Source organism: Microbacterium sp. CPCC 204701 (genome assembly GCF_004010105.1).
Lineage (GTDB): Bacteria > Actinomycetota > Actinomycetes > Actinomycetales > Microbacteriaceae > Microbacterium.
Genome location: NZ_RRYE01000234.1, coordinates 1 through 4,830 on the forward strand (window position 1 = coordinate 1; position 4,830 = coordinate 4,830).

5 protein-coding genes and 1 pseudogene are annotated in these 4,830 nt (G+C 72.3%); 3 read left to right on the forward strand and 3 right to left on the reverse strand.

Annotated features, from left to right (window positions below):
• Positions 1 to 206: 206 nt before the first annotated feature.
• Positions 207 to 1,187, reverse strand: a complete 981-nt coding sequence (locus tag EIO58_RS12700) for a 1,4-dihydroxy-2-naphthoate polyprenyltransferase (protein ID WP_127819848.1) — start codon at positions 1,185 to 1,187, stop codon at positions 207 to 209.
• A gap of 70 nt (positions 1,188 to 1,257) precedes the next feature.
• On the opposite strand from EIO58_RS12700, the gene EIO58_RS12705 reads away from it, so the two are divergent.
• Entirely contained in the window at positions 1,258 to 1,641 is a 384-nt protein-coding gene (locus EIO58_RS12705; protein ID WP_127819849.1) for a VOC family protein, read from the forward strand.
• A gap of 19 nt (positions 1,642 to 1,660) precedes the next feature.
• Here EIO58_RS12705 and EIO58_RS12710 read toward each other — a convergent pair whose 3' ends face one another.
• Together EIO58_RS12710 and EIO58_RS12715 are read right to left on the reverse strand one after the other, a co-directional pair.
• Positions 1,661 to 2,875, reverse strand: coding sequence for an AMP-binding protein (locus EIO58_RS12710; RefSeq protein WP_127819850.1), 1,215 nt, complete (start codon positions 2,873 to 2,875; stop codon positions 1,661 to 1,663).
• A 4-nt stretch (positions 2,876 to 2,879) separates the two neighbouring features.
• Positions 2,880 to 3,791, reverse strand: coding sequence for a 1,4-dihydroxy-2-naphthoyl-CoA synthase (locus EIO58_RS12715; RefSeq protein WP_446723924.1), 912 nt, complete (start codon positions 3,789 to 3,791; stop codon positions 2,880 to 2,882).
• Between the two features lie 112 nt (positions 3,792 to 3,903).
• Here EIO58_RS12715 and EIO58_RS12720 point away from each other — a divergent pair, with 112 nt between their 5' ends.
• A complete protein-coding gene (locus EIO58_RS12720; RefSeq protein WP_127819852.1) occupies positions 3,904 to 4,458 on the forward strand; it encodes a hypothetical protein in 555 nt (184 codons plus the stop codon).
• A 1-nt stretch (position 4,459) separates the two neighbouring features.
• A pseudogene (locus EIO58_RS12725) lies at positions 4,460 to 4,830 on the forward strand (ECF transporter S component); the annotation flags it as partial.

Consider the following 4,830-nt stretch of genomic DNA (forward strand, 5'->3'; position numbering starts at 1 on the left):
CGCGGCATCCGTCGACGCGGCCTCTCGCCGCGGCCGTCGTCCCGCCGTGCCGTCGAACTCGCCGCGGCCGTCGTGCCGCCGCGCCGTCGTGCGCACGAGGGCCCTCGACCCGGGATTCGGACTCGGCCGCTGTCGCCGGAGGTCGCCCGGCTTAGATCCCCGGAAAGAGGCCGCGACTTCCGATCTCCGGATCCGCGAAAGAGTGCTCAGCCGATGAAGGCCCACGCGAGGAACGCGCCGAACGCGACCGAGGTCAGCGACGTGAGGCCGAGGGCGACGACGAGCTCCTTCGGGTCGCGGTAAGTCCACACGATGAGGATGGCGGGAAGCCCGGCCAGCAGCGCCAGCAGTGTCAGCCACGCGATCGGGTAGAACAGCGCGACGAAGATCGCGATGCCGAACGCCGCGAGCACGAGCACCGTGAACAGCCAGCGCGTCGCGGTGCGGCCGATCAGCACCGTGAGGGTGCGCTTGCGGGCGACGCGGTCCTGGTCGATGTCGCGCAGGTTGTTCGCCAGCAGCACCGCGCACGCGAGGAGGCCGGCGCCGACCGCGCCGAACCACGCCTCCTGCGGCAGCGCGAACGCCTGCACCCACGTGGTGCCCAGCGTCGCGACGAGACCGAAGAACACGAACACGAACACCTCACCGAGGCCGTAGTAGCCGTAGGGGCGCTTGCCGCCGGTGTAGAGCCACGCCGCGAGGATGCACACCGCGCCGACCGCGATGAGCCACCACTGCTGCGTGCGGATGGTGATCGCGAGGCCCGCGAGCGCCGCGATCGCGAAGAACGCCAGCGCGACCAGGAGCACCGTGCGCGGCTTCGCCCTGCGCGATGCGGTCAGGCGCGCGGGCCCGACCCGGTGGTCGTCGGTCCCGCGGATGCCGTCGCTGTAGTCGTTGGCGTAGTTGACGCCGATCTGCAGCGACACGGACACGATGAGACAGAACAGCGCGATCACCCAGTGGAAGAGGTCCGCCACGAGGATCGCGGCACCGGTGCCGATCAGCACGGGCGTGATCGCGAGCGGAAGGGTCCGCAGCCGGGCCGCCGCGATCCAGTCACCCGCCGTCGCCTTGGGCACGCGCGCGGGATCGCGCGGGACGTGCGCCTTCTGGGGGTTGCCGCGCTGCCCCTTCTTCCTGGGGCCGGCGTTCTTGCGCTTCTTGCTCGAGGTTCCTGCCACGAATGCACATCTTAGGGGCCGTGCCACGCAACCGTGGCCGATGTCGGAGGCCGAGCCCAGGATGGACGCCATGCTGAGCATCGGATCGATCGTGCTGACCGTCGAAGACATCGACCGTGCGGGCGCCTTCTGGCGCGCGGCCCTCGGGTACGTCAACCGCAGCGAGCCGAGCGAGGACTGGGTGATCCTCGACCCTCCCGGCAAGGCGAACTGGGCGGCTCCGGGCGCCAGCCTCGCGCTGTCGGTGACGGGGTACCCGCAGCACTACCCGCCGCGCATCCACCTCGATCTCTACGCCGAAGACCAGGCGGCCGAGATCGAGCGGCTCCGCGGGCTCGGCGCACGCGATGTCGACTGGGACGACTACCCCGACGACGCCGACTGGGTCGTGCTCGAAGACACCGAGGGCAACCGGTTCTGCGTCGTGCAGACCGGCGCGTACCCGCAGCCCTGAGTCGCCGGTCGGCGCGGAGTCAGCGAAGTGCGAGCACCGCGCGGCGGATGGCCTCCCGGTCGGGCTTGCCCGAGGGCAGCGTCTCGAGCTCGTCGACGAGCACGAGCCGCGACGGGCGCGCGTGCGATCCGATCTCGTGCTGCACGGCGGCACGGGCCTCCTCGAGTTGCACCGCTTCGCTGCGGCGCAGGGCCTCGCCCCTGCTGGCGACGATGACGGATGCCTCGCCCCACCGCGCGTCGGGAACCCCGACCACGACCGCCTCGTCGAGTCCCGCAATGGTGCGGACGATGCGCTCGACGCGGTCGAGCGAGATGTTGACGCCGCCCGAGACGATGACGTTGTCGATCCGGCCGCGCACGCGCAGCACGCCGCCGTCGAAGAGCCCGGCGTCGCCGGTGCGATACCACCGCGTGCCGTCGGAGTCGCGCACGAACACGGCGGGGCCCACGGGGCCGGAGGCTCCGCTCGACGCGCCGGCGGCGAGAGGAGGGGCCGTGGGGACCGTCCGCCCCACATCGCTGAAGTACCCGTCGGCGAGAACCGGACCTGCCACCTGCACCTCGCCGCGCTCGATCCGCACGCGCACGCCGCGCAGCGGCACGCCGTCATACACGCAGCCGCCGCTGGTCTCGGTGGACCCGTACGTGCGCACGATGCGGGCACCGGCGGCTTCGGCGCGTTCGAGCATCGCGGCCGGAAGCGCCTGTCCGCCCACCAGGATCGTCTCGAACGAGCGCAGCGCCGCGCCCACCGCGCCGTCGTGCTCGGCGGCATCGAGGAGTCTCGCGAGCTGCGCGGGCACGAGCGAGGTGTAGGTCGGGATGCGCTCGCCGTGGTCGGTCGACACCATCATGAGCGCGGCCGCTGCGAACGCCTGCGGGGTGAACGCTCCTGACAGGATCGCAGGCTCGCGGTCGGCGACGAGCGAGCGCACCAGCACCTGGAGCCCGGCGACGTAGCTCGGCGGCAGCGCCAGCAGCCACGCGCCGTCGCCGATGCGGTCGGCCGTCGCGAGCGCGCTCGCCGTGAGCGCGTCGCGACTGAGGATCACGCTCTTGGGAACCCCCGTCGAACCCGACGTCGTCACCACGACGGCCGTCCCGGGGCGCACCTCCCCCGGCAGGTCGCTCACGAGCCCGAGCCCGAGCGCAGGACCGGCGCCGTGGAGCGCGCCGCGAAGACCCCGCAGGATCTCGCGGGGGTCGTCGCCGAGGACGGGTTCGAGCTTCATCGCATCAGAAGTGCCAGGGGTAGGGCGACCAGTCGGGGGCGCGCTTCTCGAGGAACGCGTCGCGCCCCTCGACGGCCTCATCGGTGCCGTAGGCCAGGCGGGTGGCCTCGCCCGCGAACACCTGCTGCCCGACGAGCCCATCGTCGACGGCGTTGAACGCGAACTTCAGCATGCGGATCGCGGTCGGCGACTTCGTGAGGATCGTCCGGGCCATCGCAACCGCCTCGCGCTCGAGATCGGCGTGCGGCACGACGCGGTTGACCGCGCCCATCTCGTACGCGCGCTGCGCCGAGTACTCCTCGGCGAGGAAGAAGACCTCGCGCGCGAGCTTCTGCCCGATCTGACGCGCGAAGTACGCCGACCCGTATCCGGCGTCGAACGAGCCGACGTCGGCATCGGTCTGCTTGAACCGCCCGTGCTCGGCCGACGCGATCGACAGGTCGCACACGACGTGCAGCGAATGCCCTCCGCCGGCAGCCCACCCCGGGATGACGGCCATCACGACCTTGGGCATGAAGCGGATCAGCCGCTGCACCTCGAGGATGTGCAGGCGCCCCGCCCTCGCGTGATCGATCCCCCCGGTCCCTGAGCCGGCCCCTCCGGTTCCTGAGCCTGGCGAAGGGTCGGACTCGGAGTACTTGTACCCGTCGCGGCCGCGGATGCGCTGGTCGCCGCCGGAGCAGAACGCCCAGCCGCCGTCCTTCGGGCTCGGGCCGTTGCCGGTGAGCAGCACGACGCCGATGCGGGGGTCCTGCCGCGCGAGGTCGAGCGCACCGTACAGCTCGTCGACGGTGTGCGGGCGGAAGGCGTTGCGCACGTCGGGCCGGTCGAACGCGACGCGGGCGATGCGGCCGTCCTTCGATACGTGCGAGGTGATGTCGGTGTAACCGCCGTCAGGACCGCCGGGCGCCATCATCCACTCGTCTTCGTCGAACAGCTCCGAAACGCTCACCCCGCCAGCCTACGGCGACGTGACAGACAGCGTCATCTGGGCGCGGGCGCGACGGACCGCCGCCTACCCTGGACCGGTGACCTCGAAGCTTCGCTCCCTCGCCGCGGCCGCGGCATCCGCCGTCCTCCTGCTCTCGCTCGCGGCGTGCGCGACACCCGCACCGACTCCGAGCCCGACCGGCGATGCGGCAGGCGAGTCGAGCGTGTCGGTCACGACCGACGCTGCGTGCACGGGTGAGTCGGGCGTGACGGTCGTCGTGGACGCCTCGGCGCTCGAAGGCGAAGCGCAGGAGAAGTGCGTCGTCACCGCCGAGCCGGTCACCGCCGCCGACGCCCTGCTGCTCGCCGGCATCGAGACCGAGGGCACCGAGGAGTACGGCGACCAGGTCGTGTGCCGCGTCGACGGCGTGCCTGCCGAAGACACCGCGATCCGGGCCGAAGACGGCTCGGACTACTTCGAGATGTGCGCGGCGATGCCCGCCGCGTTCGCGTACTGGTCGCTGTGGGTGAAGCCCGCGGGCGGCGAGTGGGGCTACGCGCAGGAGGGCCTGCCGACGCTGCGGCTCGAGCCCGGCGACGCCGTCGAGCTGCTGTTCACCGTGCATGGTGAGCCGGCCGCACCGACGTCGTGACATGACATTCCGCCCCGGTCCTTTGCGCGCCGCGGCGGTGCTCGCCGCGGGGTTCGTGGTCGTCCGGGTCGTGTACCGCGTGCTCTTCCACGGCGCCGACGGCGACGGCACCGTGGTGCTGCCGCTGCCCGAACTGCGCCTGCCGCCGCCGTTCGCACGAGTCGTGATGCTCGGCCCCGTCACGACGGACGGACTGTGGGATGCCGCGGCGGGCGCCCTGCCGATCGCGCTGGGCATCCTCGCGTTCGGGCTCGTGAACTCGGTCATCGACGTCGCGCGCGTGCTCGCCCGAGCTTCGCGCCGCGGGCCGCTGCGCGGGCTCGCGCGAGCACTCGCCCTCGCCTGGGCCACGCTCCCCTCGCTCGCCGACGG